Below are 25,932 nucleotides of genomic sequence, written 5' to 3'. Positions count from 1 at the left end.
AAAGAAGGGGCCCTCGGCCCCTTTTTGCTGGCTGGCGTTCGTCATCACACCTTGAAGCGGCGCACCAGGGCCAGCAACTGGCGATTGGATCCAAGCAGTGACGCTGCGCTCTGCTCGGTCTGGCTGCCGTTTTGCACCAGCAGGTTCAACATGTCGCGAATGCTCACCATGTTGCGGTTGATCTCCTCGGTCACCCGGCTCTGCTCCTCGGCGGCGGTGGCGATCTGGCTGCTGAGATCGTGGATCTGCACCACGGAGTCGGCCATGCTGTCGAGCCCGCCGGTGACCTGACCCGTGGTGTCGGCTGCGGCCTGGCAGCTGCGCTTGGTCTGCTCCATGGCGACCACGGCCTCGGCCACCCCCTGGGTGAGGCGCGACAGCATGCTGCCCACCTCGGCTGTGCTGTTCTGGGTGCGGGCCGCCAGGGCGCGCACCTCGTCGGCCACCACGGCGAAGCCGCGTCCCTGCTCCCCGGCCCGGGCCGCCTCGATGGCGGCGTTGAGCGCCAGCAGGTTGGTCTGGGCGGCGATGCCGCCTATCACCCCGAGCACGCTGCCGATCTGCTTGGCATCCTCCTGCATCTCCAGCACCTTGGCAGCGGCGAGATCCACCTCGTCGATCAGGGCCACCACGCTGGCGGAGGCCGATCCCACCACCTTGCGCGAGTTGGCGGCCTGGCCATTGGCGGCCTCGGTGAAGCTCGCCGAGTCGCTGGCGTGCTGGGCCACGCTGTCGGCGGTGGAGCTGAGCTCGGTGAGGGCGGTGACCACCTGATCCGTCTCGCTGGCGTGTTCCCCCAGGATCCGTCGGGCCTGACCGGTCTGCTGATCGAGCTGTGCCAGCTCCCGGGTGATGAGGTCGGTGGCGTCTGTCACCTGCACCATCATCTGCTGCAGGTAGGCGATGAAGCGGTTCACCGACAGGGCTATGCTGTCCAGCTCGTCATGGCCCTTCACCTGGATGCGGGCCGTCAGATCCGCATCGCCAGCGCTGAGGGCGTCGATGTTGAGCTTGAGGGTCTGCAGCCGGCTGCCGAGCTGGCTGATGGCCAGCACCATGAGCACGAACAGCAGCCCCACCAGGGGCAACTGTATGCTGGCCAAAGTGGCGAGCACGTCCCGGCTGTCCTGGGTCAGGATGCGGGTCGGCAGGGCGGTGGCGAGCAGCCAGGGAGTGCCGTCGATGGCCTCCATCAGCAGGGTCTGCTCCTCCCCCTGATCCTGGAAGCTGGCGCGCAGCAAGCCCTTGCTCGCGTCTTGGCCGAGCAGGCCGGCGATGGCTCCGGCGAAGGGGTAGTCGGCGTGGGCGGAGAGGTTGCCGAGCACCACATCGCCGCCGAGGCGGGCGTTCTTGCTCAGGATCTTGCCGTCAGCCTCGACGATCATCACCTGGCCGCCGATCTCCTGCTCCTTCCTGGCCACCAGATCGTTGAAGAAACCCAGGGTCACATCTATGGTCGATACCCCGTAGAGGGCCCCGTCCTTGTAGATCCCCATGGCGCAGTTGGTTCTCGGCTGCTGGCTGGCACCGTCCTTGTAGGCCGCCGCCCAGACGCACATGCCGCGAGGGGCCTGCTGTCCCGCCTTGTGCCAGGGTTGCTCGAAGTAGTTCGGCGCCTCGGCCGAGTTCCAGTAGGTGTTGGGGATGAGGGCGTTGGCCGCGTCCCTGTGATAGAAGGTGCTGAACTTGGCGCGGCCCGCCTCCCGTTTCTCCGGCAGGGGCCAGATGCCGCCGCCGAAGACCATGGCGTTGCCATATTGATCGATGAGGGCGGGCAGCAAGGCGTCTATCTGCTCGCTCGGCAGCTGGGCTACTAGCTGGGTGATGCTGCGGGACTGGCTCTGCACCCCGTTGAGCTGGTCGCGGATGTCGGTGGCTATCTCGCTGACCCGCAGCGCCACATTCTGTTCACCGGCCTTCTGCAGCGCCGGCTTGATCCAGATCTGGATGCCGATCACCGTCAGGGCGCACACCAGCGCCATGAATCCCACGAAGACCGCTGTATATCGTCCCTTGATTGTGCCCAGACTCCACCCCATAACGACTCCTGTCCACTGTGGCCGGGGCCTTGCCCGATCCTGTTGTTTGAGCCGTCATTATTAGCTATTTCGAACATGAAACGTTTGTTATCGCTCACATATCCCGGTGCAGGGAGGCAGAAAAGTGGCGCCCTGGCGGCGTCAGTCGCAGGACAGGACAGTTGAGCGGACACGAAAAAAACAGGGTGGCCATGGCCACCCTGTCGTTTTCTTGCTTGCTGGTTTGCTTCGATTTACTGGTTCGCTTCTGCGAACTGCTTCATGACCTCGACTTACTGGTTCGCTTCTGCGAACTGCTTCATCACCTCTGCGTGCTTGATCATGCCATCGGCACGCAGGCCGAGGTTTTTAACGAACTCGGCCTTCTTGGCCGGATCTTCAATCTTGTCGTAGCGCTGTTGCAGGTGAGCCTGGATCTGTTCCGGGGTCATGTTCTTCATGCGGGCCATCTTGTCGTGGCGACCGCCGTGGTGCTTGCCGCCCATCATGCCGGAACCGTCCATGGGGCAACCGGCCGCCGTGGCCTGGGTCGGCTGGGCGGTGGAGACGGCCTCGCTGGCGGCATAGGCGCCCAGCGGCAGGCCGAGGATCAGGGTGGCGGTCAGCAGGGTCTTGGTCAGCTTTTTCATGGGTAACTCCTGTCGGATGAATACGGGTAGAGGCTGTTTCGCCTTGGTATCCAGTAAACACCGTGGAAGTGTCTGAATTTTGCCAGTTGAAGCCTATTTTGTAGCAGAGTGTGGCATCTTGGCGCTCTGGCACACTTTGACACAACCCGCCCGATTGATTCTCGTATAATCGCCCCAGCTCGATAACGGAGAGATGATGATGAACCAAGGCAGCCCTCATATTCTGGTGGTCGACGATCACAGCGAGATCCGCGATCTGCTCAAGCGCTTTCTGGAACAACACGGCATGCGTGTCAGCTGTGCCCGGGATGGCAAGGAGATGAAGCGGCTGCTGGACGAGCGGGAGTTCGATCTGCTGGTGCTGGATCTGATGATGCCGGGGGAAGATGGCCTGACTCTGTGTCGCGAGCTCAGGGTGAAGTCCCGCCTGCCCATCATCATGCTCACCGCCATGGGGGAGGAGACGGACCGCATCATAGGCCTGGAGATGGGGGCGGACGACTACCTCGCCAAGCCGTTCAACCCGCGGGAGCTGCTGGCCCGCATCAAGGCGGTGATGCGCCGCACCCAGGCGGAGAGCCAGCCCGTCCCCGAGGCCCTGACCCGGGATCTGCGCTTCGATCGCTGGTTGCTCGACATCAATCGCCGCGAGCTGGTGGACGAGGAGGGGGTGGGGATGAGCCTCTCCACCGCCGAATTCGATCTGCTCAAGGTGTTTCTGGAGCGGCCCCAGCGGGTGCTGAGCCGGGATCAGCTGCTGGATCTGGCCCGTGGCAGGGAGGCGGTCGCCTTCGATCGCGCCATAGATACCCTGGTGAGCCGGCTGCGGCGCAAGCTGGAGCGGGATCCCAAGAATCCCGAGCTCATCAAGACCATCTGGGGCGGCGGTTATCTGTTCGCCGCCGACGTGACCCAGGAGTGAGACCGGCATGATCAAGGGCTTCTTCGCCAGGCTGCTGCCCAAGGGGCTGACCGGCCAGATAGTGCTGGTGGCCCTGGCGGGACTGGTGCTGATCCAGCTGCTCAGCATTCAGATCTACCGCTCGGATCGGGAGGAGGCGCTCGGCTACGTCAACAGCCGCAACGCCATGCAGCGGATCATCTCTGTGGTGCGGCTGCTCTCCCTCTCCCCCCCCTCCCTCTATCACGAGATCCTCAAGGCGAGCCGCAGCGAGACCCTGCTGCTGCGCCTCGCCGACGAGCCGCTGCAACCGGACAACCGCAGCCCCCGCTTCGAGAAGCTGGTGCGGGCCAAGCTCGGGTATCCGTCGTCCCTGTCGGTGGAGATCAGCGCCGAGCTGAAGCAGGACATACAGCGCAGCCGGGCCTGGCAGCACCACAACCGCATGATGAAGGATCGCAACGGCATGCCGCCACCCCAGGACATGCGGCTCTATGGCTCCATCCAGCTGCCCAACGGGGGCTGGCTGCAGTTCAGCTCCCTGGTGGACAAGGAGGCGGTAAGCTGGTCCTGGCAGACCACCCTCAACCTGCTGCTGGTGGCGAGCCTGGTGATAGGCCTGATGATCTGGTTGTTCCGCCGGGCGACCCTGCCCCTCAAGCAGCTGGCCGCCAACGCCGACAGGCTGGGGCGCGGGGAGGACATAGAGCCCCTGCGCGAGGAGGGGCCCACCGAGATCCGCGAGTCCATCCAGGCCTTCAACCGCATGCACACCCGGCTCGATCGCTTCGTGCAGGACAGGACCCGGATGCTGGCCGCCATCTCCCATGACCTGCGCACCCCCATCACCAGCCTGCGGCTGCGCAGCGAATTTCTGGCAGACGGCGAGGACAAGGAGCGATTCCAGCAGACCCTGCAACAGATGGAGCAGATGCTGGCGGCGACCCTGAGCTTCGCCCGGGAAGAGGGGCAGCAGGAGGCGACCCGGGAGCTGGATCTGGTCAGCCTGCTGGAGAGCCTGTGCGATGACTATGCGGATACCGGCCAGCCCGTCATCTGCCTGGCCGAGGGCAAGCAGGTCTACGCCTGCCGTGCCAATACCCTGCGCCGGGTGCTGCAAAACCTCATCGGCAACGCCATCAAGTACGCGGGCGGGGCCGAGGTGTCCCTGGAGCGAACCGAATCCGAGCTGCTGATCCTGGTCTGCGATCGGGGGCCCGGCATAGCCCCGGGCCAGCTGGAGGAGGTGTTCAAGCCCTTCGTGCGCCTCGACGAGGCCCGCAACACAGAGTCGGGCAGTGTGGGGCTGGGGCTCGCCATCGCCCGCACCCTGGTGCATCAGCACGGCGGCGAGCTGACCCTGCACAACCGTGCCGAGGGCGGCCTGGAGGCCAGGATCAGCCTGCCGCGCTGATAGTTCCCCTCCCGTCGCCCATGAAAAGGCCCGCACTCGGCGGGCCTTTTGCGTTTCTCGCACCCGAGAGGATCAGAACTGGTAGGTCAGCCCCAGGTTGTAGCGGCGTCCATCCAGCACGGTGCCGTAGCTGGCGTAGTCTACCTTCTTGTCCAGCAGGTTGTAGATGCCGGCGGTGACGCTCAGCGCCTGATTGGCCTTGTAGACCAGGCCGGTGTCGAAGAAGGTGTAGGAGGGGGTGCCCTCGGCCATCTTGACCCGGCTCAGGTAGTCCGAGGTCTTGCTGCGGAAGTTGACCCGAGACCAGAGGCCGACCGCCTCGCTGGTCTGCCAGTCGACCGTGGTGTTGAACATGTGGCGCGGCATCTGGTTCAGTGCCAGGCCCGCCATGGGGCCGCTCTTCTGCTCGGACTGGGTGAAGGTGTAGCTGGAGGCCAGGGACCACTGGGGGTTGATGGCCCAGTTGGCCGTGCCCTCCACCCCGCGCATGTTGGCCTCGTCGACGTTGATGCGATCGCTGATGAAGTCATAGGTGTGACCGTTCAGGGTGCAGGCGGGATCCTGCTTGCTGGTGCAGCGACGGGTCTCGGCAATCTTGTCCTTGAAGTCGGTATTGAACAGAGTCAGCCCGGCGTTGAGCCCCTGTTGGCCATCCCACAACAGGGCTATTTCCTCGCTGACGCTCTTCTCCGGCTGAAGGGCCGGACTGCCGACCAACATGCCATCCTGGGTGCCGCCGCCGGTGGCCTGACCCCAGTTGGCCGCAGACATGCGCAGATCGGGGGAGCGGTAGCCGGTGGAGACGCCGCCCTTCAGGGTCCAGAATTCGGCGGGGTGCCAGACCCCGTAGAGACGCGGACTCCAGTGGCTGCCGTAGTTCTGATCCCTGTCCATGCGCACGCCGCCTGTGAGGGCGAAGCTGTCGGTCAGGGCCCACTCGTCCTCGACGAACAGGGCCCAGCTCCAGCGGGTCAGCTGGTCGGTGCGATGGGCCACATTCAGCTGGTTGCCCTGATCCTGCAGATCCTCGTAGCGGTATTGGCCGCCGACGCTGAGGTAGTGATCCCCCAGGATGATCTGGGTATGGGTGTCGGCTATGGTGTTGATCATCTTCATCTGCCGACCCGGATTGGTGCTCTCTTCCCGTTGCAGATAGCTGGTGGAGGAGCCGAAGTCGTAGCGGCCGTCATGGGTGATGGCGTAGTTGGTGCGCTCGTAGGTGCTCAGGTTCGGTTTGGCCTTGGCTGAAATGGACTCACCCGGCGTGCGATCCCTGTCTTGCAGGCCGCGGCTCACTTCGACGTCGAAGCTGTTGTGTTCGTCCGGGGTCAGGCTGAACACTGCGGTGCCGCTGCGCATCTCCTGCTCGGCGAAGCCATTCTCGAACTGATCCTCGCCGCGATAGGAGAGCTGGCCGTTCAGGCGCATCCCAAGCAGCCCGTCCACCAGGGCGCCGGCGGTGTAGGCATCGGTCTGGAAGAGATCACCGGAGGCCTTGTTCTCCTGGAAGGTGCTGTCGGCATGCACCGACCCCTGCCATGCCGTCATGCTGGTGCTCTTGCGGGTGATGACGTTGATGACGCCCCCCATGGCATCCGAGCCATAGCGGGAGGACATGGGGCCACGCACCACCTCGATCCGCTCTATGGCTTGCAGCGGCGGCAACCAGCCCTGCTCTATGCCGGGGCCGTCGCTGTTGGGGCGGGTGCCACGGCTGTCGACCCGCTTGCCGTCCACCAGCATCAGCGTGTACTTGGCTCCCATGCCGCGGATGCTGATGTCGCTGCTGCTGCCGCCCCCGGTGATCACCACCCCGGGTACGTCTTTCAGGGCGTCGGTCACGTCACGGTAGGCGCGCTTCTCCAGCTGTTCCCGGGTCACGACCGAGATGGAGGCGGCAGAGTCTTCGATCTTCTGCTGGAAACCCGAGGCGGTGATCACCATGACTTCGTTCTGGCTGGCGTGGGCCTGGCTGGCCAGTGCGGCGACGATCAGGGTGGCGAGAGGGGTAATGGGGATGCTAGTCATGAAAACCTGAACTCCTGGGAAGGAAAGTTTCTCAACCCGCCACTGAGTCCCGGGATCTTGGTGTCGCACTGGGACGGCGGAGCTGAGCCTCAAATGGATGACATTTGTCGACAGGCATTCTAGGCAAATAAGAATCAAATGCAATTGATATTGGTTATCATTTGTGTTTTATTCGAGGGAAGGGGCAGTTCTGGCGGGGGAGAGAGGTAATGACGGGAATCCAGATAACAAAAAACCCGCCTAGGCGGGTTTTTTCAATTCTTGCAGAAGGACTTTCCGATTGACGAAAAGGCTTCCTGGCTTGAATTACAGACCAACTACGTTGGCAGCAGCCGGGCCTTTCTGGCCTTGCTCGATGGTGAACTCAACGCGCTGACCTTCGTCCAGGGTTTTGAAGCTGGTGGACTGGATAGCGGAGAAGTGTACGAACACGTCTTTGCCACCGTCAGCCGGGGAGATGAAGCCAAAACCTTTCTCAGCGTTGAAGAATTTTACGGTACCAGTCATTTTGTTAGACATAATAATTTCCTTGAATAGTGATGTTGAAACGCTACTTGTGTAGCAATCCATGATTTTTCGTCAGCAATACGTATGGGGAGCACTAAAGAAGGAGAATTATTTGGCGAGAATCATCTGGGACAACTCTATGCACAAATCACTGCTTTAAAATGACTGCCTAACATAATCAGGTCTGAACTACCGAACCATCGAAATCGATTAGAACACGCTCACTCCGTCATGGCAATCTTTATCTTGGTATTAATTCCGGCCCGACGAGGAGGTGTTAGGGTTTTATCTTGATAAAATCGTTTTATACCAGAAGGTTATCTATCAATTTCCGGTATGGAAAAGGGAAGTATGCAGGCTCATGTCCGGATGGCAGCACAGGTATCCGGACATGAGAGACGGAAATTATCGCTTGCTGCGGTACTTGTTGCTGACGGAGTCTGCCCAGTTGAAGGTTTCGGGCAGCACCTGATTCTTGGCCCGCTCCTTGGCCTTCTCCCGTGCCAGCGCGGATGCCGCCTTGGCTGCCTGGGCGCGATCCTCGGCGATTTTCAGGCGCCCTTCTTCACGGATCTTGTTACGTTCCCCATTGGTCAGGGTGTGATCGGCATGGGCCTGGGCCTTCTGCAACAACAGGGTGATCTCGGCTTTTTCGGCCTCGGTAAGATCTTTCATTTCCAGCTTTTTCATGGCGCACTCCTGCGGCAGGTGATGGTTCACCCTAACACACTCCGGAGGCCGACTCTTATGTAATCGTCCTCTTGGCCTCAAAAGGGCAAGTTGAGTGCGTTTTCCTGCCGGTTTTTGCCCAGATACGAGCCGGTTGTGGCGGTTTGTCCCAGGTTGTCGGGACTTGGATGACGAGGTCCGTACCCTGTGTGGTGCCGTTGTCCGGCGAGGCTGGATCCCGGTGGAGGCTGGGGGTATGCTGGTGCCAGTGCGATCCACGATCGTCACTGTTAGCGTACTGTGATCTATGATTCGGATGGCATGCTGGAATCTTGATTCCAACTGTCCTGGTAACATTTTTGGAGTCTGATGATGAGCAACAAAGAACAGCATCACGGCAAAGATGCCAAGAAAAAACCGCAGATGTCACTGAAAGAGAAGCGCGAGGCCAAACGTCAGAAAGCTGATCTGAAAAATGGCGGCGCGATGAAGTAACGCTCCACTACACTGTTGTTCCTCTGGAGCCAGTATCAAGCCAGTCCGTCATGGGCTGGCTTTTATGTTTCTGTCGGATGAAGTCGTGCCATAGGCGACAAAGATCCGCTCATAGCGACCATCTTCCTTCATCTTGCTCAACTGGCGATCGAACCACTGCTGCTGCGCCGCCTGGCGAAAGGCAAAGTGGTACCGGGTGGGGGGGAAGATATCATGCTGTCTGACCCGCTCGTAGGGATAGCGCGCGCTGCCCTCTGCTTGCCCGAGCAGTTGCGTCATGTAGTAGTAAAATACCCTCTGCTCCAGGATCACGGCATCCATGCGCCCCAGCAACAACTTCTGCACCTGACCCTCCTGCCTCGCCACCTCCTCATAGTCAGGGTTCTGATCGACCAAATCGGCGAACTCCTTTCCCAGGATCTGCCTGGCCCGCTGGAAGGCGCTGACTCGCAGTGTCTTCAGATCCCCCACGGTGTTAAACGCCGTCTTGTCGAGGGTAAAGACCCGGTTGTAAAAGGTGATCACCGCCTGGGAGAGGTGGGTGCGGCTCAACATGCCGGGTTTGATGTTGATGATGGCATCCAGCTTGCCTTCCTCCAGCATGCGGAAGGTCCGCTCCAAAGGCAGATAGATGAACTCGGGCTCATGACCGCTGCCGGCGAACGCCTCGCGCATGAGATCGAGCTCGATGCCGCGATCCTCGTGAGCGATCACGTAGGGAGGAATGGCGAAGCTCACTCCCACTCGCAGCGGCTCGGCGATCAGGGGGGCGGCAAACACCGGCAAGATGAGGCACAGCAGGCGACCAAGGTGATTCATGCAGGTTCTCGGGGAAGTGACTCGTCCCGAGAATAGCCGCAAGTCAGGGAGAGGGTAAGGTGCGGATCGTCGCAACAACATGATGAGGGAGGGGATGAATGCGTCAGAAACAGACAAAAAGGCCCTGAGTCATCAGGGCCTGGGCGTCGATCAGAACGGGATATCGTCGTCGAAATCCATCGGCGGCTCGTTGTAGACCGGCGGTGCAGACTGTGGCTGCTGGGCAGGACGACCGTAACCACCCTGTGGCTGCATATTCTGCTGCGGGGCTGCGGCCGGGCGCTGCATCGCTTGTTGTGGCGCTGCCTGTTGCGGCTGGCCCCAGTTGCCCTGGGACTGTTGACCGCCCATGCCCTGGCCGGCGCCGCCTTGCGGACGGCCACCCAGCATCTGCATCACGCCGGTGAAGCTGTCGACCAGCACCTCTGTGGTGTAACGCTCCTGGCCACTCTGATCCTGCCACTTGCGGGTCTGCAGCTTGCCTTCGACATAGACCTGGGAGCCCTTCTTCAGGTACTCGCCCGCCACTTCGGCCAGCTTGCCCATGAAGACCACACGGTGCCACTCGGTACGTTCTTTCTGCTCACCGGTCTGCTTGTCGCGCCAGGTGTCGGAGGTGGCCAGGGTGATGTTAGTCACGGCACCGCCGCTCGGCATGTAGCGCACTTCCGGGTCTTGCCCCAGGTTACCGATCAGAATGACTTTGTTGATGCCTCGACTGGCCATAATCTCTCTTCCACCCTTATGTATACCGGCCAGGCCAAATGCCTGGTCCCATTCAATATGTCGTTTGTTTGCAATGAGATGTGCGCCACTGATGGACCTCATCTTCACGCATGTCACGGCTGTGCCAGATTCAACCGACGCGTTTATCGGCCATCCGCCGCAGCGTTTGCCCGCAATAATACCAGTTGGCGGAGATGAGCGCACACCTTCCTGTCCCGGCGAGCACCAAACCCCGCCGCTGGCTCCCGAGTAACTTACTCGAGGTATGGCCCCACCAGCAAGGGGACGACGGAGCCGAGTGCTGCATCGACGGCCAAGGCCTGCTATGGTGCTGGTCGGCACTACTTAACCCCCCAAATGGGGGGGGTGTGCTAGTCATTTGTATTGGTTGAAAAATTGCTGAGCTTCAAAGGAATCACAGCGGCGTCTAATACTTTTTTAATGCTGCAGCCAGGAGGGGGATTGGTACTCTTCCTTGCCGAAAAGCCCCGACTCGAATGTGCAAGGAAGTTCTCTTGATGACGCCCGAATACCCCCTAGTGCTGATCACCGAAAATAATGCACAAGCCAGCAGTTTCCAGCGTCACCTCAGCGAACAGCTTGGCTTGTCCATCTTGCTGGTGGGGGAGATAGAGGCCCTGCCCGAACCCGCCGAGACCTCTGTCCAGACGCTGCTGCTGATCGATCTGGACTATCTGAAGTCGGCTCAGCAGGCGGATTGGAGCAAGGCCATCTGCAGCCGCTTCGGCGAGGCCAGTGCCGTGCTGCTCAACGCCCCGACCAGCACGGATAAAGAGTTGCTGCTGATGTGGCCCCACACCAGCGGGCTCTTCTTCCGCCAGGACAACCTGGACAGGCTGGTGATCGGCATCCGCAAGGTGCTGCAGGGAGAGTACTGGATCCCGCGCCATCTGCTGTGCGATCTGGTGGATTACTACCGCAAGGGGAGCGGCCAGCCCCTGCGCAACCAGACGTTGCTGACGGCCCGTGAACATGAGATTGTCCGCCACCTGATGACGGGGGCCTCCAATACCGAGATCGCCGACAGCCTGTTCGTGAGCGAACACACCATCAAGTCCCACCTCTATAACGTGTTCAAGAAGTTGAATGTCAAGAACCGCCTGCAGGCGGTGAGCTGGGCCAAGGAGTATCTCTGAGAGCCGGGATGGGATGATAAAAGCCTGTCTATTCATCCAGTAGTCTCTATGCCATACTGGCCCGCTCTGGTTCCCGTATCGAGCGCGCAACAAGATGGAAAAAATCGTGATCCGGGGTGCCCGCACCCACAACCTCAAAAACATCAACCTGACTCTGCCCCGTGACAAGCTGATCGTGGTCACCGGCCTGTCAGGTTCCGGCAAATCCTCCCTGGCGTTCGATACCCTCTATGCCGAAGGCCAGCGCCGTTACGTGGAGTCTCTCTCCGCCTATGCCCGCCAGTTCCTCTCCCTGATGGAGAAGCCGGACGTGGACCATATCGAGGGGCTGTCGCCTGCTATCTCCATCGAGCAGAAGTCCACCTCCCATAACCCGCGCTCGACCGTCGGCACCATCACCGAAATTTACGACTACCTGCGCCTGCTGTTTGCCCGGGTCGGTGAACCCCGCTGCCCGACCCACGCCATCCCGCTCGCCGCCCAGACCATCAGCCAGATGGTGGATCAGGTGCTGGCCCAGCCCGAAGGCACCAAGCTGATGCTGTTGGCGCCCGTGGTGCGCAATCGCAAGGGGGAGCACAGCAAGCTGCTGGAGAACCTGGCGGCCCAGGGCTATATCCGCGCCCGCATCGATGGGGAGGTGTGCGATCTCTCCGATCCTCCCTCGCTGGAGCTGCACAAGAAGCACACCATCGAAGTGGTGGTGGACCGCTTCAAGGTGCGCGATGACCTGGCACTGCGCCTCGCCGAATCCTTCGAGACGGCACTGACCCTCTCCGGCGGCATAGTCCTGGTGGCTCCCATGGACGGGGAGGAGGGCGTTGCTCCCCTGATCTTCTCCGCCAACTTCGCCTGCCCGGAGTGCGGCTACTCAATGTCGGAGCTGGAGCCGCGTATCTTCTCCTTCAACAACCCGGCCGGTGCCTGCCCCACCTGCGACGGTCTGGGGGTGCAGCAGTACTTCGATCCCGCCAAGCTGATCCACGATCCGAGCCAGAGCCTGGCCGGTGGCGCCATCCGGGGTTGGGACAAGCGCAGCTTCTATTACTTCCAGATGCTCAAATCCCTCTCCGAGCACTACAAGTTCGATCTGGAAGCGCCCTGGGAAGATCTGCCGGCCAAGACCCAGGAGGTGATACTGCGCGGCTCCGGTCGCACCGAGATCGAGTTCCGCTACATGAATGATCGCGGCGACGTTGTGGTGCGCAAGCACCCGTTCGAGGGGATACTGCACAACATGGAGCGGCGCTACCGGGAAACCGAGTCCAACTCGGTGCGGGAAGAGCTCTCCAAGTACATCGCCAACAAGTCCTGCACCAGCTGCGGTGGCAGCCGGCTGCGGGAAGAGGCGCGCCACGTCTTCGTCGACAACCGCAACCTGCCTGCCATCGCCGAGCAATCCATCGGTGATGCGCTGGCCTTCTTCGAGGGGCTGAACCTCACCGGCCAGCGCGCCCAGATCGCCGAGAAGATCCTCAAAGAGATAGTCGAGCGGCTCGGCTTCCTGGTGAACGTGGGCCTCAACTATCTGAGCCTGTCCCGCAGCGCCGAGACGCTGTCCGGCGGGGAGGCGCAGCGGATCCGGCTGGCGAGCCAGATTGGCGCCGGTCTGGTGGGGGTCATGTATGTGCTGGATGAGCCCTCCATCGGCCTGCACCAGCGGGACAACGAGCGGCTGCTCAAGACCCTCACCCATCTGCGCGATCTCGGCAACACGGTGATCGTGGTGGAGCACGACGAGGACGCCATCCGCCTCGCCGACCATGTGCTCGACATAGGCCCGGGGGCCGGCGTGCATGGCGGGGCCATAGTCGCCCAAGGGACACCGGAAGAGATTATCGCCAATCCCGAATCGCTCACCGGTGACTACCTCTCCGGCCGCAAGCAGATCGCCATTCCTGATGAACGCACGCCGCTCACCGGCAAGTGGTTGAAACTCAAGGGGGCGAGCGGCAACAACCTGCGCAACGTCAACCTGGATTTGCCCATCGGGGTGATGACCTGCGTCACCGGCGTCTCCGGCTCAGGCAAGTCGACCCTGATCAACGACACCCTGTTCCGCATCGCCCACCGGGAGCTGAACAAGGCGACCGAGTCCACCCCGGCCCCCTATCGCGAGGTGGAAGGGCTGGAGCATCTGGACAAGGTGGTGGACATCGACCAGAGCCCCATCGGCCGGACCCCGCGCTCCAACCCGGCCACCTATACCGGCCTGTTCACCCCGATCCGAGAGCTGCTTTCCGGCACCCAGGAGGCGCGCTCCCGTGGCTACCAGCCGGGCCGCTTCTCCTTCAACGTCAAGGGGGGGCGCTGCGAGGCGTGCCAGGGGGATGGGGTCATCAAGGTGGAGATGCACTTCCTGCCGGACGTCTACGTGCCGTGCGATGTCTGCAAGGGCAAGCGCTACAACCGCGAGACCCTGGAGGTGAAGTACAAGGGCAAGAACATCCACGAGATCCTGGAGATGACGGTGGAAGATGCCCGCGAATTCTTCGACCCCGTCCCTGCGGTGGCGCGCAAGCTGCAGACCCTGATGGACGTGGGCCTCTCCTACATCCGCCTCGGTCAGTCCGCCACCACCCTGTCGGGGGGCGAGGCGCAGCGGGTCAAGCTGGCGCGGGAGCTCTCCAAGCGGGACACCGGCCAGACCCTCTACATCCTGGACGAGCCGACCACGGGGTTGCACTTCCACGATATCCAGCAGCTGCTCAAGGTGCTGCACCAGCTGCGGGATAGAGGCAACACCATAGTCATCATCGAGCACAACCTGGACGTCATCAAGACCGCCGACTGGATCGTCGATCTGGGGCCGGAAGGGGGCGCCGGTGGCGGCCGTATCCTGGTGACCGGCACGCCGGAAGAGATGAGCCGTTGCAAGGAGTCGCACACGGCGCGCTTCCTGGCCCCCTTGCTGAACAAGTAGGGGCACATCAGACAGACAAGGGGCCAAGGCCCCTTTTTTGTGGGCGATCGCCGGGGGGATGGAGAGATCCCGGGCTTCGCCTCGGCGGCGGGCGCAGGATCTGAGCCCGGAGCATGATTGAATGCGGTATTGAAGCGGGCAGGGTAACCCCGCACCCAGGGTGTGAGCCGTGATGCCGGGGGTCAGTGGGCCAGCATCAGGAAGGCGAGGGCGAACAGAAAACCGAGCAGGATAAACAGGAAGGAGCCTATGCCCCAGATGGCTGCCAGGATGCCGATGATTTTGTCTTTGCGTGTTTGTGGTTTCATAAAGATTAAATTACAGCATGGCTACATTGCTTTAATAAAATACGCTGGCCGGCATCATTAAACAACAGTGAAACGGGAATATGGGCACCCTTAAGGTGTATTTATTTGCTATTTTAAATGGGGCGTCATTGCATATTTATATTTCAACTTACTGTATTTAAATGGTTTTATGGTGTTATTTGTCAGGTTTTTGGCTGTCTGAAGCTGCTGTGTACATCCATCTATTTCTTGATAACTATTGAGCTAAATCAATAACCGTCCATTCACATCCTTTTATAGTTTTCGGGCTTACAACATAGAAAGAAAACAAAAAGGAATTATGTGATGAAAAAAGTGCTTCCTCTCCTGATCGCAGCCGCTTTTGCTTCCCCCGCCGCCATGGCCCACCAGGCCGGTGACATCCTGGTGCGTGGCGGCCTGGCCTTCGTCTCTCCCCAGACCAGCAGTGACGACGTGCTGGATATAGACAGCAACATGCAGCTGGGGCTGACCCTCTCCTACATGCTGACGGACAACTGGGGCGTCGAGCTGCTGGCCGCAACGCCTTTCTCTCACTCCGTTAAACTGGGTGGGGCAGAGGTGGCAAAGGTCAAGCACCTGCCGCCGACCCTGATGGCGCAGTACTACTTCGGGGATGCCAACAGCAAGGTGCGTCCCTATGTCGGCGCTGGCATCAACTACACCACCTTCTTCGATGAAGAGGGCCGTGGTGCCCTGGCAGGCACGGATGTGAGCGTTGACTCCTCCTGGGGGCTGGCGGGTCAGGTGGGCCTGGACATGGCGATCAACGACCGCTGGTTCGTCAACGCCTCCGCCTGGCTCATCGACATCGACACCGACGTGCACACCGCGGTGGGCACCATCAATACCTCCATCGATCCGGTTGCCTTCATGTTCGGCGTCGGCTACCGCTTCTGATGACAAGGTTGGCCGCCACAAGGCCATGACAACCAAGCATGTCTCTTTGGCCCGGCTCTGTTCGGGCCCTTTTCTGTCCGGCTCGGGACAATAACTGTGATCCGGCCCCCCATGGCATCACTTATTGCTCTTCCATTGCCTCAACTTGCCGATAGCCTCTGCGTTCACCCCTTTATTTCCCAACGAGTGAGGATGTCTCCATGGGTTTATCTATCGTGCAGCGGATCATCGCCGGATTTGTGCTGATGTTGCTGCTGCTGGTTCTGCTGGGCTTCATCAGTATTCTGAAGATCCGGGGAATCAATGAGGGGCTCTCCCAGGTATCGGATCGTGCCACTCCCTTGGTGATCGCCGTCGCCGGGCTCAAGGGCGCCTTGCAGGACGGCAACCGCTGGGTGTTGACCTACAGGACCAGTGAAGATGCGACCCAGTTGCCGCAGCTGGCCAGCCAGTTCAAGGCGCAGCAGGCGCGCTTCCTGGCCCAGAGTCAGGAGATGGCCCGCTTCAACGACGTGGCCGAGGCGGGCGAGCGCTTTCGTCAGGTAGATGGGGCCACCCGGGAGTTCTACGCTCTGGCGGATCAGGTGCTGAGCCAGCATGGCCAGTGGATAGCCGCCCTCGATCGGCGTCATGAGCTGGAGCTGGCCTTTATCCGGCTGGAAGACACCTATCAGTGGGCCGCCGATCTGCTGTTGCAGCAGACCGCCAGCAAGCGCTCCATGCGCAACAAGGCCGAACTCATCACCTCCGGCATCGCCCGGGATCTGAAGAACATCCGTCGGGCCGACGCCAAGACAGATCTCAACGAACTGGAGAAGGTGCTCGCCAAGGATATCGAGATGGCGCGCAAGCGGCTCGAGCGGGTGCTGGTGCCCGATGATGTGAGGCAGCGCTTCGTCGTCAATCTGGACAGGATGCAGGAGCTGGCGCTCGGCCCGCAGGGGCTGCTGGCCACCATGCGTAATGCCCAGCAGCTTGCTGCCTCGCTGCAAACCTTGAATCAACAGCTCGATACCAGCCTGGTCAACAGCCTGGCGCTGCTGGACGAGATGGGCAAGTCGGCGGGCAGCATCGCCAGCCAGAGCCGGATCGGGGCCGATGACGCCGTCAGCAGTGCCAGCCTCTGGATCCTGATCGTCTCCGCCATCTCCGCCGCCGCCGCGCTCATCATCGGTTACACCACGGCGCGCAGCATACAGCGCCCGTTGCAGCTGATCGATCGGGCGCTGGATCGCATGGCCACCGGGGACATGACCCGGCGCATCGACTACCAGAGCAGTTGTGAATTCGGCAGCCTGACCCGCTCCATCAACACCCTGGCGGACAAGACGGGGGAGCTGCTCTCCCAGATCAACGCCGGTTCCCGCCATCTGGTGGAGGAGGCGAGCCGCGCCGCCGAGACCAGCGAGCGCGCCATGTCCAGGGTGCAGGATCAGAAGAGCCAGACCGACCAGGTCGCCGCCGCCATCACCGAGCTGGAAGTGAGCGCCACCGAGGTGGCCCGCTCTACCGACGGTACCAAGCGCGAGGTGGATCTGGCCGACGAGGAGGCTCGCGCCGGTCGCAAGCAGGTGGCGACCACGCGCCAGATCACCGAACAGCTGGCAGGCGCCATGGAGGAGGCGGTCGGCATCACCCACAAGCTGGGTGAATTTAGCAATAACATCGGCAGCATTCTGGATGTGATCCGCAGCATTGCCGAGCAGACCAACCTGCTGGCACTGAATGCGGCCATCGAGGCGGCACGGGCCGGTGATGCCGGTCGCGGCTTTGCCGTGGTGGCGGACGAGGTGAGGGCACTGGCGAACCGGACCCAGACCTCGACCGAGGAGATCCAGGCCATGATCGAGAACCTGCAGAGCTCCAGCAAGCAGGTGATGGAGGTGATGGGACGCAGCCAGGAGCAGACCCAGGGGTGCGTGTCGCAGACCCGGGCCATGGACGAGGCGCTGCAATCCATCGCCGAGCGGATGAGCGCCATCAAGTCGATGGCGGATCAGGTCGCCCATGCGGCCCAGGAGCAGATCTCGGTCAGTCAGGGGGTGGCCCGTCATATCGCCGGCATTGCGGACGTGGCCTACGAGACCGAACGGGAGGCCCGTGAATCGGCAGGCAGCAGTGAAGTGCTGGCGGAACTGGTCGCCAAGCAGCAGCAATTGATCGCTCATTTCAAGGTGTAGGAGGACTTATGGCTAACAAGTGGATCGGGGCCCTGAGTCTCCTGTTGTGTGGCCAGCTGATGGCCAGCGAGCTGGTGATCGAAAGCTGGCGGATAGATGACAAGGCCTTGTGGGAGGAGAAGATCATTCCCGCCTTCGAGGCCGCTCACCCGGGCATCCAGGTGAGCTTCAACGGGGTGCAGAACGTCGAATACATGCCGACCCTCTGGGCCAGCCTGAAAGCGGGCAAGGCCGGGGATCTCATCACCTGCCGTCCGTTCGACGACTCCCTGGCCCTGTTCAAGGCAGGCCATCTGGCGGAGCTGAGCGAGATGGCCGGGATGGAGAACTTCCCGAGCTTCGCCCAGTCCCCCTGGCAGACCGATAGCGGCGCCCAGACCTTCTGCGTGCCCATGGCCTCCGTCATTCACGGCTTCTTCTACAACAAGCAGATCTTCAGCGAGCTGGGGCTGACGGTGCCGCAGACCCGGGACCAGTTCTTCGCCGTGCTCGACAAGGTGAAGGCGGATGGCCGCTATGTGCCGCTGGCCATGAGCGGCTCCGAGAGCTGGGTCGCCTCCGAGCTGGGCTTCCAGAACATAGGCCCCAACTACTGGAAGGGGGAGGATGGCCGGCTGGCGCTGATCGCGGGTCAGGAGCGGCTCGACAATCCGCAGTACGCCAAGGTGTTCGAGGAGCTGGCCCGCTGGCGCGCCTATCTCGGCGAGGGGGGAGAGGGTCGTGACTACGCCACTACCAACGAGCTGTTCACCTCCGGCAAGGCTGCCTTCTATGCGGCCGGCTCCTGGGAGATAGCCCCCTTCACCGGCAAGGTGGACTTCGGTGTCATGCGCCCGCCCGTAGCAAAACAGGGTGACGGTTGCTTTTTCACCGATCACACCGACATCGGTATGGGGATGAACCCGGCCAGCAAGAACAAGGAGGCCGCCATGACCTTCCTGCAGTGGCTGACCACCTCCCAGTTTGCCGAGCTCTATACCAACTCGCTGCCGGGGTTCTTCTCCCTCTCCAACCACTTCTTCGAGGCCACCAACCCGGCGGCCAAAGAGATGATGGAGTGGCGGGACCAGTGTGACTCCACCATCCGGGTCGCCACCCAGATCCTCTCTCGCGGTACCCCCAAGCTGGGGGATGAGCTGGCCGAGGTGAGCCAGGGGGTGTTGCTCGGCACCATGGCGCCGCAAGCCGCCGCCGATCGGCTGGAGCAGGGATTGAAGGGCTGGTATGCCCCTCATCAGGGTCAGCAGACCAAGACCCCGGACTGCCAATGCGTGGCTCCCGCCGCTGTCTCTGCCGCTCCCGCCACGGTTGAGGCTGCCGTCGCTGCGCCATCCGCGGCCATCTCGACCGAGCTGAACCCGTCCCCCGCGCCCGCGGCAGTTGCCCCCTCGGCGGCGGCCGCGACCGACGTCGAGCAGGCGCTGGCCAGCGAGCTGGACGCGCCGCAGCCCTGAAGGGTGGCACCATGAAAAAACGGGAGGCATCAGCCTCCCGTTTTTATTTGCGCCAGACGCCTACTGTGTCAGACACCTACGGCTGGTGAGCCCAGCGGCACAGGCTGCCGATGCGCGCCACCGGGACGAAGCCCAGGGCGCGGTAGACCCGCTGGGCGTGGTAGTGCTCGTCCGCCACTATGATGAGCTGCCTGGCCCGCTCGAACCCCTGGCGGGCGACCTGGCTCAGCAACTGACGGCAGAGGCCCCGGTTGCGCCAATCCTGATGGGTGCGCACCAGCTGAAAGCGCCCCATGGCGCCGGTGAAGAAGAGGCCGCAACTGGCGACCAGGCGATCCTGATGCCAGATCCCCCACCACTGTCCCAGGCCATCGGCGATCATGGCCTGATAGAGGTCGCGCCGTGACTGAAGGTAGGCGAGGTAGCTCTCCTGCTCATGACCCGAGTCCCTGTCATCGAGCTCCAGGGTCAGCCAGTCATCCCAGTCGGCGGGGGTGAAGGGGCGGGCAGGGGCGAGATCCTGGTCGCTCGGGGCCTTGCAGTCGGCCGCCTCCAGCGCCAGCACCACGCACTCCATGTACTGGTATCCCGCCGCCACGAAGCCGGCGACCCGGCTGTTCTGTCCCTCGGCCAGCGGCCACTGGAAGGTGCGATGGCGGATCTTGGGATCCTGGCCGATCAGCTTGTCGAAACTGGCTTCGAGCCAACCCTTGTCGCGGTCGCTGGGGGGCGTGGGGAGCAGCAGATAGTTGCCGAAGTAGTAATCCGGGGCGGTCGGAGTGCGCACGGCCCAGAACCCCTCATGGTCCGTCACCTCGCCCTGATAGCGATCGAACAGCAAATCGGTGGCAAAACCGGGGTGATCTTCCATGACAAGGCTCCTGCAAATGCTTGAATTGATTATCGGCAGGGAGGAAGAGAAGTTAAAAAAAGGCCGGGAAACCCGGCCAAACAATCACACGCAGATTCAGAACGTCCAGGACGATCCGCCCGCATCATAGCGTGCCTGAGGCCATTTTGGGATGGGGCCCGTCGTTACTTGGGTCGAATTGCAAAATAAAAAAAATCGTTTATCCCGCCCTCGCGGGCAAATCGGTGTTGACTTTGATCCGTTTTCTCATAAAGATAGAAAGACGTTTAGACGTCCAAACATCCGTTTTGACGTACAGGAATCGGTTGTAGGACAGGGAGAGAGCAGATGGGATTTCACAGCGCGCGTCAGGTCGAGGCACTCAACCAGAGTCTGGCTGACTTGGGTAACAACATTTCGGTCAGCTTCGAGTTTTTTCCACCCAACAGCGAAGGGATGGAGAACACCCTCTGGCAATCCATCGAACGACTGCAGGTGCTGGAACCCAAGTTTGTCTCCGTGACCTATGGCGCCAACTCGGGCACCCGGGATCGCACCCACAAGGTAATAAAGGACATCAAGGAGCGCACCGGTCTTATCGCCGCACCGCACCTGACCTGTATCGATGCCAGCCGCGACGAGCTGAGAACCATTGCCCGTGACTACTGGAACAGCGGCATTCGCCACATAGTGGCACTGCGCGGTGACCTGCCTCCCGGACTCGACAAGCCGGACATGTATGCCACCGATCTGGTCGCCCTGCTCAAGTCCGAGGCCGACTTCGACATCTCGGTCGCCGCCTATCCGGAAGGCCACCCCGAAGCCAGGAGCGCGCAGTCCGATCTGCTCAACCTCAAGCGCAAGATAGATGCCGGTGCCAACCGCGCCATTACCCAGTTCTTCTTCGACGTGGAGACCTACCTGCGCTTCCGCGATCGCTGCGCCGCCATCGGCATCGATGCCGAGATAGTGCCGGGGATACTGCCGGTCTCCAATTTCCAGACCCTCAACAAGTTTGCCGGCTTTACCAACGTGAAGATCCCGCGCTGGATGCACCAGCGATTCGAAGGGCTGGATAACGATCAGATGACCCGCAACATGGTGGGGGCCAGCATTGCCATCGACCAGGTGCGGGTGCTGAGCCAGGAAGGGGTGAAGGATTTCCACTTCTACACCCTGAACCGCTCCGAGCTGACCTACGCCATCTGCCATACCCTGGGAGTCAGGCCGAAAGGCCAGGCCTGATCCCCATCCGCCAGAAACGAGAAAAGCCAATGAGTTGCCTCATTGGCTTTTTGCCGTGGGTGATGATCAGGGTCTGGTCGGCTGGATCTCCTTGGGCTCCAGCGTGATGACCGCATTGCCGGCGGCACCGGGATACTGGTGGTAGCTCTGGTCCTGCTCCAGGGTGTAGAAGGTGTCCAGGTAGTCGTCGTTGTTGGTCATCCAGGAGTCGGGCAGCGCCTTGACGATGCGGCCGCCGAGATCGAGGAAGGGGAGGGCTTCCGGCACGCCGCCAGCGGTGAAGCCCAGCTTGAGCGCCTCGATCAGCAGGGCGCTCAGCTCCTTGTAGTTGACGTTGTCATCCTGCTCCATCATGACGAGGTCTACCGCGCCCCAGCGATAGCGATCCCAGTACACCAGGATCTGGTTCGGGGTGTAGTCGGTGTTGTCATAATCGAGGTAGGGCATGTCGACTATGTCCACCACGGGTTCGTCCCGGCTCGGATTGACCCCGGCCACGACGGCGTAGACCTCGGCGGCGCCGAGCAGCCAGGGCTCCTGATCATCGCTGAGCCTGATCTTCTTGAGGATGCTGGTCTTGAGGGGGGCTGTGTTGCTGGCGGCACGGGGTGCCACCTGGATGTCGGCGGCAGCCAGCGCATTGCGCATCACCTTCAGACCGGCATTCTTGGCCTTGATGGGGTCTGCCTCCACTACCAGCACGGGTCGCGCCGGTGGCTGGTTCACATCGAGGTAGACCGGATTGCCGGCGCCATCGAACGCTTCGATGGCGCTCCAGCTCTTCTCATCGCCGCTCGGCACGTAGGCAATCAGCGGCTCCGTTCCCTGCTTGAGCGCACTGGCCTGCTCGGGGTTGGCCAGTCGCAACTGCATCAGCTGTTTGACTTCCCCCTCCAGCCCTTGTCGGTCGATGGCGGCTTGGTTGGCATCTGTGGCTTGGCGCTTCAGCCTGGGGCTCGCCTTTTGCAGCAGGTTGGGCAGCGGACTCTGGTACTCCTGATTGGCGAGCAGGGGCAGCAGATTCTTCTGCTGCAGTGCGAGCTGGCGTGCCAGCTCCCTGTCCGTGTCGGCGGCATGGGCACTGGTGGTGCCCAGCAGGGTCAGCAATAAAATGACAGCCTGATTCCTCATTCTTCTTCTCCAGTATTGAGTCTGACAGAGGCGCGTATCGGGAAGAATCTGCGCCTCCTCCTCACTAGACGGGAATGGGGTTCGCCTGTGAACCATCCTTGCCGAATTATGTGCTGTGTCTCACTGGGGTCTCCCCAGATGGTCAGGTCAGGCGCGGAGTCGGTTGACTTGATGCAGCGCCACGCCGACCAGCAATCCCCAGCAGGCGGACCCGACACCGAGCAGGCTGATCCCCGAGGCCGTGATGATGAAGGTCAGCAGCGCGGCTTCCCGCTCTTCATCCTGCTGCAGCGCCCCGTGCAGGCTGCTGCCTATGGTGCCGAGCAGTGCCAGCCCGGCCACGCAGGTCACCAGGGCGGTGGGGAAGGCGCTGAACAAGGCGACCACAGTCGCCCCGAAGCAACCGGTCAGCAGGTAGAAGCAACCCGCCCACAGGGCGGCGGGCCAGCGGCGAGCGGCATCGGGATCCACCTCCTTGCCCATGCAGATGGCGGCCGTGATGGCGGCCAGGTTGAAGGCGTAACCACCGAACGGGGCCAGCAGCAGACCGGTCAGGCCGGTCCAGCCGATCAGGGAGGAGGTGGCCGGTTGATAACCATGGGCACGGAGGATCGCGATGCCCGGCATGTTTTGCGACGTCATGGTGACGAGGAACAGCGGCAGCGCTATCCCCAGCATGGCGTTGATGGAAAAGGTTGGCGAGATCCACACCGGGCTGGAGAGCTGCCAGTGGACTTCAGTCAGCTGCAACTCGCCCCTCAGGGCGCAGAGCAGCATGCCGGTGGCCAGGACCAGCACCATGGTATAGCGGGGCCAGAGGTGGCGGCCGAGCAGGAAAGCCAGCAGCAAGGCGCCAAGCAGCAGGGGATCCTGGGGGGCCACCTTGAACAGGTCCAGCCCGAATCTGAGCAACACCCCGGCCAGCATGGCGGCGGCCAGCGGAGCCGGAATGTGGCGCATCAGCCTGTCGAACCAGCCGCTGATGCCGCACAGGGTGATCAGCAAGGAGGAGATGATGAAGGCGCCTATGGCCTCCGCCAGGCTGAAATTGCCCAGGCTGGTGATGAGCAGGGCGGCCCCCGGCGTTGACCAGGCGGTCAGCACGGGGATGCGGTAATAGAGGGAGAGGCCGATGCAGCTCACGCCCATGCCGATACCCAGTGTCCATAGCCAGGAAGATACCTGGGCTGCATCGGCGCCGGCTGCGGTAGCCGCCTGAATGATCAGTACGACCGAACTGGTATAGCCAACCAGGACGGCGATAAGGCCTGCGACCAGGTGAGGGAGAGCAAAGGGCATAGCGACATCCTTGTGTATGCTGATAGCTTGTGCGTTATTACGTACAATGTGGTTTTGACTATAGCGGTGTGCGCTATAGCGCACAAGGTGAAGATGCGGTATTCGGGAGAGGGCGTATGCAGGAGATGAATCGGCACCTGGCTCAGCGATTGAAAGGGCTGCGTGCCGAACTGGGGTGGAGTCTGGATGTGGCTGCTCGCGAGACCGGGGTGAGCAAGGCCATGCTGGGGCAGATAGAGAGGGGGGAATCCAGCCCGACGGTGGCGACCCTGTGGAAGATCGCCACCGGATTTCGGGTCTCCTTCTCCAGCTTTATCGAGCCGACCCCGGCAGTGACGGGGGAGACGCTCTATCGCATCGCCGATGACATTCGCCAGCAACCGGCGGGCGAAGGCATGCAGGTGGCGCCCCTGTTTCCCTATGAAGGCCGGTTCGGTTTCGAGCTGTTCGAGTTGACCCTGCTACCCGGCTATCAGCGGGAATCCGAACCCCATGAGCCCGGGGTGACCGAACATGTCATCGTCATCAGTGGTGTGATGGAGGTGCTGGTCGATGGGCAGTGGCGTTCACTGGATCAGGGGGAAGCCGTTCGCTTCGCCGCCGATCGTCCCCATGGTTACCGCAATCTGGGAATAGCCCCGGCCGTTTTCCACAATCTGATCCATTATCCCGCCACTCGCCCCTGGTAGTTAACCCGGACGACCGTCCGCTCTGGGGCGGGCCAGGATGGGGGTGTAAACCCAGACAAACAGGCCATAGGCCGCTATCCAGCTCCAGCCGCTCAGGTTCCATCCCGTCAGCGTCAAGGTAGGCCAATACAGAGGAAGCAGGACTCGCACGAAGGCAGAGAAGATCACCAGCGCGAATGCCAGGGTGATCCTGCGCCCGACGTGCAGAGCCCTGCCGCTGTGACCGAGAGACACCCTGGCAATCATCCCGAGGATCATGGTCCCCATGCAGCCCGCACTGAGCAGGTGACTGGCGAGGGACAAGCTGAGAGGCAGTCCCGCAGCCTGAGCCGCAAGGGCGAGCAGGCCAAGGGGAATAAACAGGTAAGCCAGGTGCAGCGACCATAGCAGGGGCTGTGCCAGGGTGGTGCCGGGTCGCCAGCGCAGTTGCCTGCCCAGGTGCAAGCCGGCCGCCACTATATATAGAGGCGCCATATATAGAGAGTTGATCCATGAGCCAGGCAGCAGCCAGAGCAGCAGGAGCAACCAGAGAGAGGCCAAGGCCCCGCGCTCCAGCCAAGGGCTGGGCGGCGCCTTCTCCTGACCCGTGCCTCTGGCGGTAAAGAAGGGAATGACGCGTCCGCCCATCACGGCGATCAGGGTGGTGAACAGCAATACCGTCGTGATGAGCAGATGTTCCACTGTGCTCCAGTCATCTCGCCATAACCAGCTGGCGACATTGAGCAGAGTCAATATAAGGAGCAGGGGGACAAAGAAGAGGTTGCGCCATTGGCGCGTCATGATGACGGGCTTGGCGAGGAACCAGGCACAGAGGGGTAACCAGGCCAGATCCAGTGCCATCAGAATGAGATTGTCTTCTCCAAACCAGGGGAGCAGGCATCTTGGCAGCACCCACATTCCCACGATCAGCGCCAATGGCCAACTGCGAACGCCGGGATGAGCCGTCCAGTTCTGGACGGCAGTCAGCAGAAACCCCGCAACTATGGCGGCGCCAAAGCCGAACAACATCTCATGAGCGTGCCACCAGATGGGATTGCCAATACCGGGCAGGGCGAACCAGTTATTAAGTTGCCCCAGCCAACCCAGCATGGCCAGGCAGGAAAACAGGGATCCGAGTAGAAAGAAGGGGCGAAACCCCAAGCGGAACAGAGGGATTATCTGCTCTTCCTTGTGGCTATCGAGGATCTGGTGCATGACAGCGACCTTAATTGAACATTTGAAAAGCCAATTATAAAGTGGCTTTTCAAATGTTCAATTTAAATCCAGGGAATGCCGATTTGGGTGGGTTGGTGGGCAAAAAAGGAACGTCTTGCTGCAGAACTGAGCGAACGAGCGGTGAAGGTGAAAAAGCCCTTGTCATCCCGGCGCGGCTCCCTATAATGCGCCCCTACCAGCACGGCGGAACACGCCGGACTGATGAGCCAGCTTCCTTGCGAAGCCGGCGCCGAAAGAAAAGCGAAAACAACCGCTTGACTTTCGAAGTGAGGAGCGTAAGATGCGCCTCCTCAACGCGATAAGCGTGACGCTCTTTAACAATTTGAATCAAGCAAT

General features: G+C 61.5%; 22 protein-coding genes. 10 read left to right on the top strand and 12 right to left on the bottom strand.

The window, feature by feature from the left end; genetic code table 11:
* Positions 1-44 precede the first annotated feature (44 nt).
* Both ACB030_RS15165 and ACB030_RS15160 read right to left on the bottom strand, forming a co-directional pair.
* A complete protein-coding gene (locus tag ACB030_RS15165; RefSeq protein WP_371160893.1) occupies positions 45-2,039 on the bottom strand; it encodes a methyl-accepting chemotaxis protein in 1,995 nt (664 codons plus the stop codon).
* A gap of 272 nt (positions 2,040-2,311) precedes the next feature.
* Positions 2,312-2,668: a hypothetical protein gene (locus tag ACB030_RS15160; protein ID WP_106885609.1), complete on the bottom strand. Its 357-nt coding sequence runs from the start codon at positions 2,666-2,668 to the stop codon at positions 2,312-2,314.
* 199 nt (positions 2,669-2,867) lie between these two features.
* Here ACB030_RS15160 and ACB030_RS15155 point away from each other — a divergent pair, with 199 nt between their 5' ends.
* The gene (locus ACB030_RS15155) at positions 2,868-3,590 is read left to right on the top strand and encodes a response regulator (RefSeq protein ID WP_139744822.1); all 723 of its coding nucleotides are present in this window, start codon (positions 2,868-2,870) and stop codon (positions 3,588-3,590) included.
* Positions 3,591-3,597: 7 nt separating this feature from the next.
* Complete coding sequence (locus ACB030_RS15150; protein ID WP_371160890.1) at positions 3,598-4,983, top strand: ATP-binding protein; 1,386 nt, start codon at positions 3,598-3,600, stop codon at positions 4,981-4,983.
* A 72-nt stretch (positions 4,984-5,055) separates the two neighbouring features.
* On the opposite strand, the gene ACB030_RS15145 is transcribed toward ACB030_RS15150, so the two are convergent.
* The 3 genes from ACB030_RS15145 to yjbD all read right to left on the bottom strand — a co-directional run bounded on the left by ACB030_RS15145 (position 5,056) and on the right by yjbD (position 8,208).
* Positions 5,056-7,011 (bottom strand): ligand-gated channel protein, encoded by a 1,956-nt coding sequence (locus tag ACB030_RS15145; RefSeq protein WP_371160888.1) that lies wholly within the window; start codon positions 7,009-7,011, stop codon positions 5,056-5,058.
* A gap of 306 nt (positions 7,012-7,317) precedes the next feature.
* Positions 7,318-7,530: an RNA chaperone/antiterminator CspA gene (gene cspA / locus ACB030_RS15140; RefSeq protein WP_025328559.1), complete on the bottom strand. Its 213-nt coding sequence runs from the start codon at positions 7,528-7,530 to the stop codon at positions 7,318-7,320.
* Positions 7,531-7,923: 393 nt separating this feature from the next.
* A complete protein-coding gene (yjbD, locus tag ACB030_RS15135; protein WP_371160886.1) occupies positions 7,924-8,208 on the bottom strand; it encodes a DUF3811 domain-containing protein in 285 nt (94 codons plus the stop codon).
* A 351-nt stretch (positions 8,209-8,559) separates the two neighbouring features.
* Between yjbD and ACB030_RS15130 the strand changes: the two genes are divergently transcribed.
* Positions 8,560-8,682 carry a hypothetical protein gene (locus ACB030_RS15130; RefSeq protein WP_080675244.1) on the top strand — a complete coding sequence of 41 codons (123 nt, stop codon included), beginning with the start codon at positions 8,560-8,562 and terminating at the stop codon, positions 8,680-8,682.
* A gap of 48 nt (positions 8,683-8,730) precedes the next feature.
* Here the strand turns inward: ACB030_RS15130 and ACB030_RS15125 are convergent, their stop codons facing one another.
* Both ACB030_RS15125 and ACB030_RS15120 read right to left on the bottom strand, forming a co-directional pair.
* Positions 8,731-9,501: a substrate-binding periplasmic protein gene (locus tag ACB030_RS15125; protein ID WP_371160884.1), complete on the bottom strand. Its 771-nt coding sequence runs from the start codon at positions 9,499-9,501 to the stop codon at positions 8,731-8,733.
* A 150-nt stretch (positions 9,502-9,651) separates the two neighbouring features.
* Positions 9,652-10,227, bottom strand: coding sequence for a single-stranded DNA-binding protein (locus ACB030_RS15120; RefSeq protein WP_005328769.1), 576 nt, complete (start codon positions 10,225-10,227; stop codon positions 9,652-9,654).
* 518 nt (positions 10,228-10,745) lie between these two features.
* Here ACB030_RS15120 and ACB030_RS15115 point away from each other — a divergent pair.
* Both ACB030_RS15115 and uvrA read left to right on the top strand, forming a co-directional pair.
* Complete coding sequence (locus ACB030_RS15115) at positions 10,746-11,384, top strand: LuxR C-terminal-related transcriptional regulator (RefSeq protein ID WP_371160881.1); 639 nt, start codon at positions 10,746-10,748, stop codon at positions 11,382-11,384.
* Positions 11,385-11,478: 94 nt separating this feature from the next.
* Positions 11,479-14,307, top strand: a complete 2,829-nt coding sequence (uvrA, locus tag ACB030_RS15110; protein ID WP_371160879.1) for an excinuclease ABC subunit UvrA — start codon at positions 11,479-11,481, stop codon at positions 14,305-14,307.
* A 182-nt stretch (positions 14,308-14,489) separates the two neighbouring features.
* On the opposite strand, the gene ACB030_RS15105 is transcribed toward uvrA, so the two are convergent.
* Positions 14,490-14,615, bottom strand: coding sequence for a hypothetical protein (locus tag ACB030_RS15105; protein ID WP_005328766.1), 126 nt, complete (start codon positions 14,613-14,615; stop codon positions 14,490-14,492).
* A gap of 324 nt (positions 14,616-14,939) precedes the next feature.
* Between ACB030_RS15105 and ACB030_RS15100 the strand changes: the two genes are divergently transcribed.
* From ACB030_RS15100 to ACB030_RS15090, 3 genes are all read left to right on the top strand, one after another.
* Positions 14,940-15,533 carry an OmpW family outer membrane protein gene (locus ACB030_RS15100; protein ID WP_371160877.1) on the top strand — a complete coding sequence of 198 codons (594 nt, stop codon included), beginning with the start codon at positions 14,940-14,942 and terminating at the stop codon, positions 15,531-15,533.
* Between the two features lie 200 nt (positions 15,534-15,733).
* Positions 15,734-17,713 (top strand): methyl-accepting chemotaxis protein, encoded by a 1,980-nt coding sequence (locus ACB030_RS15095; protein ID WP_371160875.1) that lies wholly within the window; start codon positions 15,734-15,736, stop codon positions 17,711-17,713.
* 8 nt (positions 17,714-17,721) lie between these two features.
* Positions 17,722-19,167: an ABC transporter substrate-binding protein gene (locus tag ACB030_RS15090; protein ID WP_371160873.1), complete on the top strand. Its 1,446-nt coding sequence runs from the start codon at positions 17,722-17,724 to the stop codon at positions 19,165-19,167.
* 76 nt (positions 19,168-19,243) lie between these two features.
* Here the strand turns inward: ACB030_RS15090 and ACB030_RS15085 are convergent, their stop codons facing one another.
* Positions 19,244-20,038: a GNAT family N-acetyltransferase gene (locus ACB030_RS15085; protein ID WP_371160871.1), complete on the bottom strand. Its 795-nt coding sequence runs from the start codon at positions 20,036-20,038 to the stop codon at positions 19,244-19,246.
* A 327-nt stretch (positions 20,039-20,365) separates the two neighbouring features.
* Here ACB030_RS15085 and metF point away from each other — a divergent pair, with 327 nt between their 5' ends.
* Positions 20,366-21,262, top strand: coding sequence for a methylenetetrahydrofolate reductase (metF, locus tag ACB030_RS15080; RefSeq protein WP_025328549.1), 897 nt, complete (start codon positions 20,366-20,368; stop codon positions 21,260-21,262).
* A gap of 66 nt (positions 21,263-21,328) precedes the next feature.
* Here metF and ACB030_RS15075 read toward each other — a convergent pair whose 3' ends face one another.
* Positions 21,329-22,393 (bottom strand): DUF3103 family protein, encoded by a 1,065-nt coding sequence (locus ACB030_RS15075; protein WP_371160869.1) that lies wholly within the window; start codon positions 22,391-22,393, stop codon positions 21,329-21,331.
* 147 nt (positions 22,394-22,540) lie between these two features.
* The gene (locus ACB030_RS15070; protein ID WP_371160867.1) at positions 22,541-23,692 is read right to left on the bottom strand and encodes a benzoate/H(+) symporter BenE family transporter; all 1,152 of its coding nucleotides are present in this window, start codon (positions 23,690-23,692) and stop codon (positions 22,541-22,543) included.
* A gap of 116 nt (positions 23,693-23,808) precedes the next feature.
* Between ACB030_RS15070 and ACB030_RS15065 the strand changes: the two genes are divergently transcribed.
* Positions 23,809-24,381 carry a helix-turn-helix domain-containing protein gene (locus tag ACB030_RS15065; RefSeq protein ID WP_371160865.1) on the top strand — a complete coding sequence of 191 codons (573 nt, stop codon included), beginning with the start codon at positions 23,809-23,811 and terminating at the stop codon, positions 24,379-24,381.
* Here the strand turns inward: ACB030_RS15065 and ACB030_RS15060 are convergent, their stop codons facing one another.
* A complete protein-coding gene (locus ACB030_RS15060) occupies positions 24,382-25,575 on the bottom strand; it encodes an NnrS family protein (protein ID WP_371160863.1) in 1,194 nt (397 codons plus the stop codon).
* Positions 25,576-25,932: the final 357 nt, after the last annotated feature.

It is taken from the genome of Aeromonas sp. S16(2024) (assembly GCF_041403065.1).
Classification (GTDB): domain Bacteria; phylum Pseudomonadota; class Gammaproteobacteria; order Enterobacterales; family Aeromonadaceae; genus Aeromonas.
The sequence above is the reverse complement of the archived record's forward strand: the minus strand, read 5'-3'. Positions and strand labels throughout refer to the sequence as shown.